Here is a 13,714-nt window from a genome sequence, read left to right as displayed (position 1 = left end):
ATTGATATGGACATTCTTTGGTTTATTCCGACACATGGAGATGCAAGGTATTTAGGGTCGGAAAGCGATGGACGGACGGCGGATCATGAATACTTTAAACAAGTGGCGCAGGCCGCTGACAGGCTGGGGTATACAGGAGTCCTTCTGCCGACGGGAAGATCGTGCGAGGACCCTTGGCTCACAGCCGCGGCGTTAGCCGGGGAAACAAAGGACTTAAAGTTTTTAGTCGCGGTACGGCCCGGGTTAATGCAGCCTTCTCTTGCAGCCAGAATGACCTCTACCTTAGATCACATTTCAGATGGACGGCTGCTGATTAATGTTGTGGCAGGGGGCGATCCGTACGAGCTAGCCGGGGACGGACTGTTTATCAGTCATGATGAGCGCTATGAAGCAACGGACGAATTTTTAACTGTTTGGCGGGGGCTTTTGCGCGGAGAAACGGTTACCTATGAAGGAAACCATATAAAAGTGGAAAACAGCAATCTGCTATTCCCGCCGCGGCAAGAACCGCACCCGCCTATCTATTTCGGCGGGTCCTCACAGGCTGGAATTGAAGTCGCGGCAAAGCATACAGATGTGTATTTAACGTGGGGTGAGCCGCCTGAGCAGGTAAAAGAAAAGATTGAGAGAGTCAAAAAGCAAGCGGAAAAAGAGGGAAGAACAGTGCGGTTCGGCATTAGGCTGCATGTGATCGCCCGTGAAACAGAACATGAGGCGTGGGAAGCGGCTGAGCGTTTAATCAGCCATTTGGATGATGACACGATTGCCAAAGCACAGAACGCTTTGCGCCGTGCTGATTCTTCGGGTCAAAAGCGGATGGCGGAGCTTCATCGAGGCGATCGGACAAAGCTTGAAATCAGCCCGAATCTGTGGGCGGGTATCGGCCTGGTCAGAGGAGGGGCAGGCACGGCTCTTGTCGGAGATCCGCAGACTATTGCCGACCGCATAGCGGAGTACCAGGCCCTCGGCATTGAATCATTTATTTTTTCCGGCTATCCTCATTTAGAAGAAGCGTACTATTTTGCAGAGCTCGTCTTCCCGCTTTTGCCGTTCGAAAATGAGCGGACAAGGAAACTTCAGAAAAAAAGAGGAGAAGCCGTCGGTAACACTTATTTTGTCAAAGAGAATCATGCGTCAGTTTAAGTGAAAACACAGCCTCCGAACATGGTATGATAATCAAAAAAGGGGGCTGTTTTTTCTGAGAATACTTATAAGTGCCGTTACTCTGATGGTCATGCTGTCAGCATGCGGAAATACGAAGCACATGGAAATCAAAGAGGCAGATGTTTCAGATATTGAAAAAAACAGAATGAAGATTGCGGCTCCGCATTCATTCGCTGCTGAAGTGACTAATATCAACGAAAGCATTTCTGAGGCTGACATGTACATTGAACATTACCAAAACGGAAAGCTTGTTGAAACGATAGGTCCGGTAACTGCTGATTTCACGGAAGAAAATCCCGATACATTACAATTTGTTTATTTTGAGAATGAGGAAGGGCAGAAAAAAATGAGCACCGTTCACTTTGGCATTGTTGATGAACAAGGGAGCAGCACGGCTGCTTCATCGTTTCAGCGTGACGTCAGCGCTGTACAGGAAATGACTCAAAATATATCATCAGCGGAGCCAATTTCTTTCGGGAAACCGATATTGATCGGCAGCAGCATAAAGGATTCTAACGGTACAATGAAAACCTCTGAAAACAAAAATGAACTGATTAAACATAAAGATGCTCTGCTTTATTATATTGAATTGCATAAATAGAATGGACGGCTTCGGCCGTCTGTTTTACCGAGCGGTGTGCTTGCATTTTAGAATACATCGTGATACATTTTAAATCGTAAATATTACGATTTAAAGGAGGCTTTTTCTTGGCTAAGAAATCAAAAGTGGCAAAAGAATTAAAACGCCAGAAGCTTGTTGAACAATATGTTGCTATCAGACAAGAGTTAAAGGCAAAAGGAGATTACGAAGCACTCAGCAAGCTGCCGAGAGATTCAGCACCGGGAAGACTCCATAACCGCTGTATGGTAACGGGCCGCCCGAGAGGATATATGAGAAAATTTAAAATGTCCAGAATTGCTTTTAGGGAGCTGGCGCATAAAGGCCACATTCCCGGTGTGAAAAAAGCAAGCTGGTAAGAAAAAAACTCCGGACGATTACACCGCGCCGGAGTTTTTTTCATTTTTCTTGAAGGAAATGACGTAGGATATGTGCTGGATGATCATGATGATAAACACGATAATAATAGGGAAAAAGGGAATGTGTGACTGAAACAGCGGATAAAAAATGAGCAGGACAGCGGCGGCAGGCAGTGAAAAGTAGACGGCGATATATGACGCACGGCAGGCTTTTGCCGTCATCATCTGCTCTCTTTCATCCTGTTCCTCAAATTCATCTGGCAGCAGAAGATTTTTTGATGCAGGTCGGCTTTTCTTTTGTAAATAGATATAAACTGCAGCTGCCGCAATAAAAAGAATAAACGGGGTGATGTTTATTTCAAACATCATCTGGCCGTTCCTTGTGCTGAAAAAGGCTCCAATGCCTTCCGAAGCTTCAAAGTATGAAATCAGTGTCCAGCATGCAAGGCCGAACAAAACGAGGTGAAATGCTGCTTTTGTTTTCATGCCCATATTAGTCTTCCTCCTCTAGCCAAAAGACATCCTCCATTTTCATGGAGAAGGCTTTGCAGATTTTTAATGCTAATAACAGTGAGGGAACATAGTCTCCTTTTTCAATTGCTGCTACCGTTTGTCTCGTGACGCCGACCGTTTCTCCGAGTTTTTCCTGAGAATAGCTGAAGCGCGCTCTGAGCTCTTTCACTTTATTTTTCATCATGACGTCTGCCACCTTCACATTCTCACTTTCTTCCATTGTATAGTTTATTTAACATTATGTAAATGTAACTTAACAATATTACAAAAATAAAAATTTCTTTCGACAAATTTTTTATATTCTCTTGACGAAAAATTAATAAACGTGTAACATAATAAAAGTCAAAGCGGTGCTGACACCGCCAATAACAAATGCGGGTGTAGTTTAGTGGTAAAACCTCAGCCTTCCAAGCTGATGTCGTGAGTTCGATTCTCATCACCCGCTCCATACATACGTTATTAACGCAGTGTTTCGTTTCTCAGATAAACGAAGTATTGCGTTTTTTTATGTGAAAAAGAACACGAATCTCGTGTTCTTTTACGTAAGCCAATGTACTGTATGGCCGCCGCCGTGAATTTGTTCAAACATTTTCGTTAATGATGTTAATAGGTTAACGGCGTTTTCTTTTTTAATCGATGGCGGGAAAAAGATGATTTGCAGCATGCTTTTTGTATCTGCGGTGACGGGTTTTTGATTGACTTTGTTTTTGAAATCGCCGAATACCCCGTCTTCATCAGAATAAATCAGTATGTTATCTTTTTCTCCTACTGAAATCCGGACTGGCTCCTGGAGCTTGCCGGCATCATAGATCATAATGGGGAGAGAATATTTTAACGCGAAAAAATGTATGGTATCATGGGCTGAATCCTCGCTTTCCATGAATTGTTCTTTGGATATCGGGATCAGCATTTGCTCCATCGGCGTTTTTTCTCCCTCGAATGAAGGGTCAAGCTGCTTAAAGATTGTCTGCCATTCTTTGACGTAAGGCTGGCTGGAAATTCCGCCGTCCGCATAGTCAAAAAACAGGGACTCTTGAAATAAACGAAGTCTGCCTTTCAGCATTTGCGGAGAGGATCCGACTTCAATATTTTCATATATCACAGCGGCTGCATTTATTCCTGCCGCTCGTTCAGTAATAACAGGATCAAGTTTGATATTCACATGCATTCACTCCAATTACGGGATATCAACCTATTATACAACGGCTTATTGTTTTATCACAAAGAAAGGAGGCTGTGCAAACCATGAACGTTTATCAGCTGAAAGAAGAATTAATTGAATACGCGAAAAGCATTGGCGTGGACAAGATCGGTTTTACGACCGCTGATACATTTGACAGTTTAAAAGACCGTTTGATTCTTCAGGAGTCACTCGGATATCTTTCCGGTTTTGAAGAGCCTGATATTGAAAAAAGAGTGACGCCGACGCTGCTTTTGCCGAAAGCGAAATCAATCGTGGCGATTGCACTTGCTTATCCTTCGAGAATGAAGGATGCGCCAAGAAGCACGCGAACTGAGCGCAGAGGCATTTTTTGCAGAGCCTCCTGGGGAAAGGACTATCATGACGTCCTGCGGGAAAAGCTCGATCTTCTGGAGGATTTCCTGAGAAGCAAGCATGAGGATATCAGGACAAAATCAATGGTCGATACGGGTGAATTGTCTGATCGGGCAGTGGCGGAACGGGCCGGAATTGGGTTCAGCGCCAAAAACTGTATGATTACAACGCCGGAGTACGGGTCTTATGTGTATTTGGCGGAAATGATTACAAATATACCTTTCGAGCCGGATGTGCCGATTGAGGATATGTGCGGATCATGCACCAAATGTTTAGATGCTTGCCCGACGGGAGCGCTTGTGAACCCTGGGCAGCTTAACGCTCAGCGCTGTATATCTTTTCTGACCCAGACAAAAGGATTTTTGCCGGATGAATTCCGCACGAAAATCGGAAACCGACTGTATGGATGCGATACGTGCCAAACGGTATGTCCAATCAATAAAGGGAAGGATTTTCATCTGCATCCTGAAATGGAACCGGATCCCGAGATTGCAAAACCGTTATTGAAGCCGCTTTTAACCATCAGCAACCGTGAATTTAAAGAGAAATTCGGACATGTTTCAGGCTCGTGGCGCGGAAAAAAACCGATTCAACGGAATGCGATTCTGGCGCTTGCCCACTTTAAAGACACCTCCGCACTGTCTGAACTGACGGAGCTTATGCATAAAGATGCGCGCCCGGTAATCAGGGGGACGGCTGCCTGGGCGATCGGGAAAATCGGAGACAACACATACGCGGAGGAGCTTGAAAAAGCACTGGAAAAAGAAAATGATGAAGAGGCAAAGCAGGAAATTGAAAAAGGAATTGAATTGCTAAAAGCCGGCATGACTAAATAAGTCTTGTCCTGACATACGTATAGAGCAGAAGGAAAAAACACTTGAGATGCAGCCAAGTGTTTTTTCTCTATAAAAAAGTATGTCGGGTGGGGTGAGCTTGAAGCACATATTAGAACAACTAGCGGAGGAGCGTCTCAGCTATCTGGTAAACGGGCATGATCTGAGACAGGAGCCTCAAGTCGGAGACCTGGAAGTCATGGAACGAAAGAAAAAGCTTCTGGAAAAACGTAAGATTGAGATGATAAAAGCGAAAGCAAAAGCTGTCATAGACTATGTGCAGGTTGAGGATGACGGAACCGCCTGCATCAGGTATATCATACACTTCGAATATCTATACAAGGAGCAGGATGACAGTCTGTATATGGAAGAGCAGATAGAAGAAAGAGTCGCTTTTGTTTATGATCAAATTCTGATTAAGGATCAGGAAGTGATAAAAAAACCGGCGGGCTTTAGTGAAGGCCAAAGCATTATTGACTATTCACAGGAAGAAAGGGAAGCGTTTGGCCGAGCTTTTCAATATGACCGGCTCGGAGCGGTACAATATGCCGAAAAATATTGGAACAAGCGTAATCCGGCTTATAAGAATTTCAGCGATAATTGTACGAATTTTATTTCTCAGTGTCTTCATGCAGGAGGAGCGCCAATGCGCGGTCACCCGAACAGAGGATCTGGCTGGTGGATGAAACAAAGCTCTTGGAGCTATAGCTGGACGGTGGCGCACTCGATGAAAATGTATTTGACGAATTCCAAGGCCGGCCTTCGAGCGGTTCGGGTGAAATCAGCGGAAGAGCTGGTGCCGGGTGATGTGATTTGCTATGATTTTGAGGGAGATGGCCGGTTTAATCATACAACGATTGTGGTGGCGAAGGACAAAGGCAATATGCCGCTTGTCAACGCCCAGTCCTATGACAGCCGGATGAGGTATTGGTCATACGAGGATTCAACTGCATACACACCGTCTATCCGATATGCCTTTTTTCATATCGTTGATGATACGACAAAAGAGTAATTAATGATATAATGATGGGCGGATAAGAAAAATAGAGGTGAACACAGTGGCATTACATGTCGTTTTATATCAACCAGAAATTCCTGCTAATACAGGGAATATCGCACGTACTTGCGCAGCAACAGATACAACGCTCCACCTGATTCGTCCGCTCGGCTTTTCAACAGATGATAAAATGCTGAAGCGCGCCGGACTTGATTATTGGGAGTTTGTAAACGTAGTGTATCATGACTCGTTAGAAGAATTGTTTGAGGCATATAAAAAAGGGCAGTTTTTCTTCATCACGAAATTCGGCCAAAAGCCGCATACATCTTTTGACTACACGGATATTGACGAGGATTATTTCTTTGTATTCGGAAGAGAAACAAGCGGCTTGCCAAAGGAATTAATTCAAAATAATATGGACCGATGCCTGCGTCTTCCGATGACAGAGCATGTCAGATCGCTAAATCTGTCCAATACCGCAGCGATTCTTGTGTATGAGGCGCTGCGTCAGCAAAATTACCGAGATTTAAAATAGTGAAAAACCCGCTCATGTGTATGGGCGGGTTTTTTTGTGTTATGGAACTTTATTCTGGGCTTAACAACGTAACAGTGTTATGTTACAATGTATCCATCAAAGGAGCTGGACTTATGGAAGATCAATTAATCTCTAAAAAAGAATTGCTTGAAGAAACATCCATCTCATACGGTCAGCTGTATCGATGGAAACGAAAAAATTTAATCCCTGAGGAGTGGTTTATACGTAAATCCACATTTACAGGGCAAGAGACGTTTTTTCCTAGAGAGGATATTTTAAAGCGCATTTCAATCATTCAAAAGATGAAAGAAAATTTGTCTTTGGATGAGATGCGGGAGATGCTGTCACCGAAAATGAAGGATGTGAACATGACAGCTGATGAATTGCTGACGAAAGGTTTGATATCAAAGCCGGCTCTGCATGTCTTTTCAGAAGGCGGAGCAGACACGGTGTTTTCTTCTCGGGAGCTGTTGTCGCTGTATGTGCTTGAAGGGCTTTTACAATCCGGAAATGTCAGCTTGGAAGAAGTGAAAATGGCTGCTGAGGTATTGAGGAAGTATGATACAGCGGAGATCAAGAAGCAGACGGAACTGATCATTTTACGCAAGCTGGGTGTAACGACTTGTTTTATAGCGGCTGCCGCAGACAGCATCCTTTTTGAGTCGTCCGTCAAGATTGTCGATAGAGTGGATTTAGCAAATGCTTCAGAGGAACTAAAGACAAAATATATGCAGGAGGGCCATCAATGGAAATAATGGATAATCTGGTGATAAACGGTACGGGGAGTTCAAAGGGCGGAAAATTTCAATCAGTTGAGATTAATGGCAGCGGAACCGTGGCCGGAGACGTGGAGTGTGACTCTTTTTCATTTAACGGGACCGGTAAAGCGGATGGGAGCGTCAAGGCAAAAACAGTAACCATCAGCGGTTCAGGGAAAATTCATGGGGATGTTGAAGCAGAATCCATCCGCATGAATGGAACAGGCTTTATTCAAGGTGATACCGCCGCTAAACAATTGAAGGTTGCGGGATCGTCAACATTTGGCGGAACAGTCAAGGCTGATGACATTGTGATCACCGGAAAGGCGGTCATGGAAGCTGATTGTGAAACGGAAACATTTCAGACCGAAGGGAAATGCAAAGTCAGCGGTCTTTTAAATGCTGATCAGGTGAATATAAAGCTTTCTTCCGGAGAGAGTTATGTGCGGGAAATCGGCTGCCGCCATCTTCAAGTGACGGGCAGAAAAGGGATGCTGACATTGCTGAAGCTGATGCCGACCCCTGTGTTAACGGCTGAACTGATCGAGGGGGACGTGATTGAGCTGACAAATACGAACGCCAAGACTGTGCGGGGAAACACAGTGAAAATCGGTCCGAACTGCCGGATTGAGACCGTGGAATACAGCGGTGATTATACTTGTGATCCGAACGCTTCGGTAGGCACGTACACAAGAATGTAAGGAGGATCATATGGAAACAGTAAAATTAGGGAATTTAAAATTATATGGTGCCGGACACGCTGCGGGAGGTGCCTATCACCATGTCAGCATCAAAGGTGAAGGTACGGTTGGAGAAGGACTGTCTGCTGCAGGCTGCCGCATATACGGCACAGGCCGTTTTCTCGGGAACGCGGAGACTGAACGGCTGAAAGTATTCGGAGAAAGCGAGTTTGAAGGTGATTTGACTGCGGACAAAATCAGCATATATGGGACGATGCAAGTCAGAGGCGCTCTTCATGTTGGCCGATTGAAGCTGAAGGGTCTGACTGAGATCGGCGGCAATATGGCAGGGGATTCGTGTGAAGCAAAAGGAAAGCTCAGCGTGAAAGGCGATTGTGAAATCGAATCGTTTCATATCACTGGCTGTGTGGACGTAACAGGTTTGTTGAATGCAGGCGAGATTGATATCGGATTGAGCCATGATGCCAGCCGGGTTCGGGAAATAGGCGGAACGTCCATTACTGTAAAAAAACGTGCGCGCTTTTTTACGCGAAAAAAAGCGAAACTAACTGCGGAGCTGATTGAAGGAGATAAAATCTATTTGGAAAATACCGAGGCGGCGGTTGTCAGAGGGAAAGAAGTCGTTATCGGGCCCGGCTGTAAAATCGGCACAGTTGAGTTTGAAAACAAATGCGAATGCGATCAGCATTCAAAAATGATGAAAAGAATTAAGTTGTAAAACATTGTTCTGTTACAAAGAAAAAGGGTGCTCTCAGGAGGGAGCACCCTTTTCTTTTTATTCTTTTCCCGGCTTGCTATCGTACCCTGCGGTAAAAATTGATACTAAAAAAGTGACAATGACTCCCATCATGATGATTGTTTTCACCGTCTCTCCCCCTCTTCAATTTTTCCTGCTGTCCGAGTCTGGATGATTCTGTATTTTCTTTATTATGAACGCACGCAGTCTGCCTTGTCAACGCTGTATAAGGTATCTTTATTTTTAAGAAACCAAAGCATGTATCACGAGCTGACGGCATAGATTGTATCAAAGTACCTTTTTTTGCACAGCGCATCAAACATGATAGAGGAGGTCCTTATGGATATATTAAAGAAAATTGAAAAGTACAGAGAGGAAGAGCAGCGTCTGAAATGGGAAGGAACATTCGCTGATTATTTGGAGATTATTAAAGAAAATCCAATGGTCGCGCAATCTGCTCATTCTCGTGTTTTTAATATGATAAAAGACAGCGGGATAGAGGAGATTGACGGACGGAAGAAGTACAGCTTTTTTGACCGCGAGCTGTTCGGGCTTGAAGAATCCCTCGAGCGCCTTGTGGAAGAATATTTTCATCCGGCTGCGAAAAGGCTTGATGTCAGAAAGCGGATTTTGCTTTTAATGGGCCCTGTGAGCGGCGGTAAATCAACGCTGGTCACGATGCTCAAAAAAGGTCTTGAAGCGTACACGCTGACGGATAATGGTGCTGTATACGCGATTAAAGGCTGCCCGATGCACGAGGACCCCCTTCATTTAATCCCTCATCATTTGCGGGAGGATTTTTACAGAGAATACGGCATTAGAATAGAAGGAAGTCTTTCACCATTAAATGTGATGAGGCTGGAGGAAGAGTACGGAGGGCGTATTGAAGATGTGAGGGTGGAGCGGATCTTCTTTTCTGAGGATAAGCGTACGGGAATCGGCACCTTCAGCCCGTCTGACCCGAAATCTCAGGATATTGCCGATTTGACGGGAAGTATTGATTTTTCAACCATTGCCGAGTACGGTTCTGAATCTGATCCGCGCGCCTACCGGTTTGACGGAGAGCTGAACAAGGCGAACCGAGGCATGATGGAGTTTCAGGAGATGCTGAAATGTGATGAGAAGTTTCTCTGGCATTTGCTCTCACTGACACAGGAAGGGAATTTTAAAGCCGGGCGATTTGCGTTAATTTCTGCTGATGAGCTGATCGTAGCTCACACGAATGAAACGGAGTATCGCTCATTTATTTCTAATAAGAAAAACGAAGCCCTGCACTCCAGAATTATTGTGATGCCTGTTCCTTATAACTTAAAAGTGTCTGAGGAAGAAAGAATTTATGAAAAAATGATCGCAGAAAGTGATGTATCGGATGTTCATATTGCTCCTCACACCCTTAAGGTCGCCGCGATGTTTTCAATCCTTACGAGATTAAAAGAGCCGAAGCGGTCTGATATTGATCTGGTGAAGAAAATGAGACTGTATGACGGAGAAAGTGTGGAAGGCTTTAATTCAGTAGACGTTGAGGACATGAAGAAAGAATATAATGATGAGGGGATGAGCGGAATTGACCCGCGCTACGTGATCAACCGCATTTCTTCAACCATTATCAGAAAAAATATGGAGTCGATCAATTCCCTTGATGTTCTCCGTTCTTTAAAAGAAGGACTTGATCAGCATCCGTCTATTTCAAACGAGGATCGGGAGCGGTACTTGAATTTTATTTCCGCAGCACGTAAGGAATATGATGATATTGCGAAGAAGGAAGTCCAAAAAGCGTTTGTGTATTCATATGAAGAATCAGCCAAAACGCTCATGGATAATTATCTCGACAACGTAGAGGCTTATTGCAATAAAAATAAGCTGCGTGATCCTTTGACAGGGGAAGAAATGAATCCGGACGAAAAGCTGATGAGATCGATCGAAGAACAGATCGGCATTTCCGAAAACGCGAAAAAAGCGTTCCGCGAAGAAATCTTAATCCGCATCTCCGCTTATGCGAGAAAAGGAAAGCGGTTTGACTACAATTCCCACGAAAGACTGCGTGAAGCCATTCAGAAAAAATTGTTTGCTGATTTGAAGGATGTCGTTAAAATTACGACCTCAACGAAAACGCCTGATGAGCAGCAGCTGAAGAAAGTAAATGAAGTCGTGGCCCGTTTAATTGATGAGCACGGCTACAACTCGACGAGTGCCAATGAGCTGCTGAAATACGTCGGCAGCCTGCTGAACCGATAAGCAAGTGACCCGTCCGAACAGGGCGGGTTGTTTTGTACCATTTTCTAAATAGTTTGTCAATTAACTGTACTTATGCGCATATGATGAATATAAATCTTTTCGAAAGACTTGTTTCATAATCTGGCACAAGCCGGAATAGGTATGTATCACGACCATAAATGGTTAAGGAGGGGAATTCATGTCCCAAAATGACAGCGGCCATTTTTTGATTTCTGAGGAAAACTGGTCCCTCCATCGCAAAGGCTTCGATGACCAGCAGCGCCACCAAAAAAAAGTACAGGAAGCCATAAAAAACAATCTCCCGGATCTCGTAACCGAGGAAAGCATTATTATGTCTAACGGCAAGGATGTAGTGAAAATTCCAATCCGCTCACTGGATGAGTATAAAATCCGCTATAACTACGATAAAAATAAACATGTAGGGCAAGGGGACGGCGACAGCCAGGTTGGAGATGTGGTAGCCCGGGACGGATCAGACAAAAAGCAGGGGCCGGGTAAAGGCCAGGGGGCCGGAGATCAGGCAGGCGAGGATTATTATGAAGCAGAAGTTTCACTAATGGATTTAGAAGAAGCGCTCTTCAAAGAATTAGAGCTTCCGAATCTTCAGCAAAAAGAAAGAGATAATATCATCCACACGGATATTGAGTTTAACGATATCCGTAAAACAGGGTTAACCGGTAATATTGATAAGAAAAGAACAATGATGTCGGCTTTTAAACGCAACGCGATGACAGGGAAGCCGTCTTTCTATCCGATTTATCCGGAGGACTTAAAATATAAAACATGGAATGATGTCACGAAGCCTGAGTCAAAAGCTGTCGTGTTAGCAATGATGGATACGAGCGGCAGTATGGGCGTGTGGGAAAAGTACATGGCGAGAAGCTTCTTTTTCTGGATGACCCGCTTTTTACGGACGAAATATGAAACAGTTGAAATTGAATTTATTGCCCATCATACAGAAGCAAAAGTTGTGTCTGAGGAAGATTTCTTTTCAAAGGGAGAAAGCGGCGGAACAATCTGTTCTTCCGTATATCGAAAGTCGCTTGAGCTGATCGATGAAAAATACAGCCCCGCCCGTTATAATATTTACCCTTTTCATTTCTCCGACGGCGACAATCTCACATCTGATAATGCCCGGTGCGTGAAATTGGTGAATGATATTATGAAGAAAGCAAATTTATTCTGTTATGGCGAGGTCAATCAATACAATAGACACTCGACGTTAATGTCGGCTTATAAAAATGTGAAAGACGAGAAATTCAAATACTATATTTTAAAGCAGAAGTCAGACGTTTTTCAGGCGCTGAAGAACTTTTTTAGAAATGAAGAAACTGGCATCAGCCATCAATTATCCTAGTGAATAGCCCATTTCAGGGCTTTTTTTTATTTAAAAAAAGTAAGAAAGCGATTACGAAAAAAATAAGAGGAAAAAAGGAATTTTTCCTTTGACAAATCTTCTTTCATTTATTAATATTTTATCTTGTGAACTATTATTGAGGAATGAGGTGAAAAGGAGTTGACTGAATCAGAACGTGCTTTGCTCACTTTTGAACAGCTCTTCGATACGTCTCGGGCTATCTATAAAAAACAGAAGAAGATATTGGAGATTGTGCTTGAGCCTTTTGATATTACAGTCCTTCAATATTTACTGATGTTTAAAATTCATCAAAGCGGAAGCACGCCGCTCAGCAAGCTGGCCATGTCTCTTGATCTTAAGCCTGCTTCTGTGACCCGGATGACCGATATCCTATATAACCGGCAATTGATGAATCGATATGACAGTCCGGATGACCGCCGTATCGTCATGATTCAGTTAACCGAAGAGGGGGAAAAACTTTTACAGAAAGCCGCTGTGCAATACGCAAAAATGGGCGCGAGCCTGTATCAGAAGCTTGACACGTCTCAGCTTCAGTATTTGCGTAAGCTTGCCGGGAGTTTATCTAAGCTCGCTGAAGGCTGTGCAGAAAAAAGCGGTAATTGAAAACTTCCCACATATTTTCACCAGCTTTCCACAAAATGATAGAGGAAGAAACGAAAGGAGAAAAACAAAATGAACAGAGGACGTTTAATTCTGACCAACATTATCGGTTTGATTGTTGTTCTTGCAATTATAGGCGGAGGTGCTTACTACTATTATCAAAGCACAAACTACGTAAAAACAGATGAAGCAAAAGTAGCCGGCGATATGGCAGCTATCTCAGCTCCAGCAGCAGGCAAAGTATCCGACTGGGATCTTGAAGAAGGAAAAACAGTGAAAAAAGGCGACACAGTTGCAAAAATCAAAGGTGAACAAACTGTTGATGTAAAATCCATCATGGATGGAACAATTGTGAAAAACGAAGTGAAAAACGGACAAACCGTACAGGCTGGTACAACAATTGCGCAAACGATTGACATGGACAACCTGTACATCACAGCAAATATTAAAGAAACAGATATTGCGGATGTTGAAGTAGGAAATAGTGTAGACGTAGTAGTTGACGGAGATCCTGATACAACTTTTGACGGTACTGTAGAAGAAATTGGCTATGCGACTAACTCAACTTTTGATATGCTTCCATCTACAAATTCAAGCGGAAACTACACAAAAGTAACGCAAAAAGTTCCTGTTAAAATTTCAATCAAAAACCCATCTGATAAGGTGCTTCCAGGTATGAATGCATCTGTTAAGATTTCTGAGTAAAACAGATCAGTCATCAAACCATGAAA

15 protein-coding genes, 1 tRNA gene and 1 pseudogene are annotated in these 13,714 nt (G+C 43.7%); 14 read left to right on the top strand and 3 right to left on the bottom strand.

Annotated elements, in window-relative coordinates:
* Positions 1–6: 6 nt before the first annotated feature.
* From ssuD to rpsN, 3 genes are all read left to right on the top strand, one after another.
* Entirely contained in the window at positions 7–1,143 is a 1,137-nt protein-coding gene (gene ssuD, locus ACQVGS_RS17340) for an FMNH2-dependent alkanesulfonate monooxygenase (protein ID WP_106021574.1), read from the top strand.
* 55 nt (positions 1,144–1,198) lie between these two features.
* Positions 1,199–1,765: a YgaN family protein gene (locus tag ACQVGS_RS17335; RefSeq protein ID WP_491731820.1), complete on the top strand. Its 567-nt coding sequence runs from the start codon at positions 1,199–1,201 to the stop codon at positions 1,763–1,765.
* A 107-nt stretch (positions 1,766–1,872) separates the two neighbouring features.
* Positions 1,873–2,142: a 30S ribosomal protein S14 gene (gene rpsN, locus ACQVGS_RS17330; protein WP_106021573.1), complete on the top strand. Its 270-nt coding sequence runs from the start codon at positions 1,873–1,875 to the stop codon at positions 2,140–2,142.
* 18 nt (positions 2,143–2,160) lie between these two features.
* Here the strand turns inward: rpsN and ACQVGS_RS17325 are convergent, their stop codons facing one another.
* Together ACQVGS_RS17325 and ACQVGS_RS17320 are read right to left on the bottom strand one after the other, a co-directional pair.
* Positions 2,161–2,634: a hypothetical protein gene (locus ACQVGS_RS17325; RefSeq protein WP_024120681.1), complete on the bottom strand. Its 474-nt coding sequence runs from the start codon at positions 2,632–2,634 to the stop codon at positions 2,161–2,163.
* 1 nt (position 2,635) lies between these two features.
* The gene (locus ACQVGS_RS17320) at positions 2,636–2,836 is read right to left on the bottom strand and encodes a helix-turn-helix transcriptional regulator (RefSeq protein ID WP_010333491.1); all 201 of its coding nucleotides are present in this window, start codon (positions 2,834–2,836) and stop codon (positions 2,636–2,638) included.
* 193 nt (positions 2,837–3,029) lie between these two features.
* On the opposite strand from ACQVGS_RS17320, the gene ACQVGS_RS17315 reads away from it, so the two are divergent.
* Positions 3,030–3,103 (top strand) — tRNA-Gly (locus ACQVGS_RS17315).
* 90 nt (positions 3,104–3,193) lie between these two features.
* Here ACQVGS_RS17315 and ACQVGS_RS17310 read toward each other — a convergent pair.
* On the bottom strand, positions 3,194–3,817 hold the full coding sequence (locus tag ACQVGS_RS17310; RefSeq protein WP_024120682.1) for a hypothetical protein: 624 nt from the start codon (positions 3,815–3,817) through the stop codon (positions 3,194–3,196).
* An 83-nt stretch (positions 3,818–3,900) separates the two neighbouring features.
* Here ACQVGS_RS17310 and queG point away from each other — a divergent pair, with 83 nt between their 5' ends.
* The 10 genes and pseudogenes from queG to ACQVGS_RS17260 all read left to right on the top strand — a co-directional run bounded on the left by queG (position 3,901) and on the right by ACQVGS_RS17260 (position 13,688).
* On the top strand, positions 3,901–5,046 hold the full coding sequence (queG, locus tag ACQVGS_RS17305; RefSeq protein WP_106021571.1) for a tRNA epoxyqueuosine(34) reductase QueG: 1,146 nt from the start codon (positions 3,901–3,903) through the stop codon (positions 5,044–5,046).
* Positions 5,047–5,125: 79 nt separating this feature from the next.
* Positions 5,126–6,055, top strand: coding sequence for an amidase domain-containing protein (locus ACQVGS_RS17300; RefSeq protein ID WP_081638259.1), 930 nt, complete (start codon positions 5,126–5,128; stop codon positions 6,053–6,055).
* Between the two features lie 37 nt (positions 6,056–6,092).
* Positions 6,093–6,575: a tRNA (uridine(34)/cytosine(34)/5-carboxymethylaminomethyluridine(34)-2'-O)-methyltransferase TrmL gene (trmL, locus tag ACQVGS_RS17295; RefSeq protein ID WP_081638260.1), complete on the top strand. Its 483-nt coding sequence runs from the start codon at positions 6,093–6,095 to the stop codon at positions 6,573–6,575.
* 113 nt (positions 6,576–6,688) lie between these two features.
* On the top strand, positions 6,689–7,330 hold the full coding sequence (locus ACQVGS_RS17290; protein ID WP_167492247.1) for a YhbD family protein: 642 nt from the start codon (positions 6,689–6,691) through the stop codon (positions 7,328–7,330).
* The gene (locus ACQVGS_RS17285; protein ID WP_059352592.1) at positions 7,321–8,034 is read left to right on the top strand and encodes a bactofilin family protein; all 714 of its coding nucleotides are present in this window, start codon (positions 7,321–7,323) and stop codon (positions 8,032–8,034) included. Before ACQVGS_RS17290 ends, ACQVGS_RS17285 begins: the two co-directional genes overlap by 10 nt.
* 10 nt (positions 8,035–8,044) lie before the next feature.
* Positions 8,045–8,752, top strand: coding sequence for a polymer-forming cytoskeletal protein (locus ACQVGS_RS17280; RefSeq protein ID WP_024120687.1), 708 nt, complete (start codon positions 8,045–8,047; stop codon positions 8,750–8,752).
* A 357-nt stretch (positions 8,753–9,109) separates the two neighbouring features.
* Positions 9,110–11,005 (top strand): serine/threonine protein kinase PrkA, encoded by a 1,896-nt coding sequence (gene prkA / locus ACQVGS_RS17275; RefSeq protein WP_024120689.1) that lies wholly within the window; start codon positions 9,110–9,112, stop codon positions 11,003–11,005.
* 178 nt (positions 11,006–11,183) lie between these two features.
* Positions 11,184–12,362, top strand: a complete 1,179-nt coding sequence (gene yhbH / locus ACQVGS_RS17270) for a sporulation protein YhbH (protein ID WP_095713766.1) — start codon at positions 11,184–11,186, stop codon at positions 12,360–12,362.
* 159 nt (positions 12,363–12,521) lie between these two features.
* Positions 12,522–12,986, top strand: a complete 465-nt coding sequence (locus ACQVGS_RS17265; RefSeq protein ID WP_106021570.1) for a MarR family transcriptional regulator — start codon at positions 12,522–12,524, stop codon at positions 12,984–12,986.
* A 35-nt stretch (positions 12,987–13,021) separates the two neighbouring features.
* A pseudogene (locus ACQVGS_RS17260) lies at positions 13,022–13,688 on the top strand (biotin/lipoyl-containing protein).
* Positions 13,689–13,714: the final 26 nt, after the last annotated feature.

This window comes from Bacillus sp. SD127 (assembly GCF_058566445.1).
Note: the sequence above shows the minus strand (reverse complement) of the source record. Positions and strands in the feature narration are given on the sequence as shown.

What these genes read in the sequence shown, in the direction of transcription:
- ssuD (WP_106021574.1), top strand. Translation starts at nt 7, where the DNA reads ATGGACATTCTTTGGTTTATTCCGACACATGGAGATGCAAGGTATTTA.
- ACQVGS_RS17325 (WP_024120681.1), bottom strand. Translation starts at nt 2,634, where the DNA reads ATGGGCATGAAAACAAAAGCAGCATTTCACCTCGTTTTGTTCGGCCTT.
- ACQVGS_RS17320 (WP_010333491.1), bottom strand. Translation starts at nt 2,836, where the DNA reads ATGAAAAATAAAGTGAAAGAGCTCAGAGCGCGCTTCAGCTATTCTCAG.
- queG (WP_106021571.1), top strand. Translation starts at nt 3,901, where the DNA reads ATGAACGTTTATCAGCTGAAAGAAGAATTAATTGAATACGCGAAAAGC.
- ACQVGS_RS17300 (WP_081638259.1), top strand. Translation starts at nt 5,126, where the DNA reads ATGTCGGGTGGGGTGAGCTTGAAGCACATATTAGAACAACTAGCGGAG.
- ACQVGS_RS17290 (WP_167492247.1), top strand. Translation starts at nt 6,689, where the DNA reads ATGGAAGATCAATTAATCTCTAAAAAAGAATTGCTTGAAGAAACATCC.
- ACQVGS_RS17285 (WP_059352592.1), top strand. Translation starts at nt 7,321, where the DNA reads ATGGAAATAATGGATAATCTGGTGATAAACGGTACGGGGAGTTCAAAG.
- ACQVGS_RS17280 (WP_024120687.1), top strand. Translation starts at nt 8,045, where the DNA reads ATGGAAACAGTAAAATTAGGGAATTTAAAATTATATGGTGCCGGACAC.
- prkA (WP_024120689.1), top strand. Translation starts at nt 9,110, where the DNA reads ATGGATATATTAAAGAAAATTGAAAAGTACAGAGAGGAAGAGCAGCGT.
- yhbH (WP_095713766.1), top strand. Translation starts at nt 11,184, where the DNA reads ATGTCCCAAAATGACAGCGGCCATTTTTTGATTTCTGAGGAAAACTGG.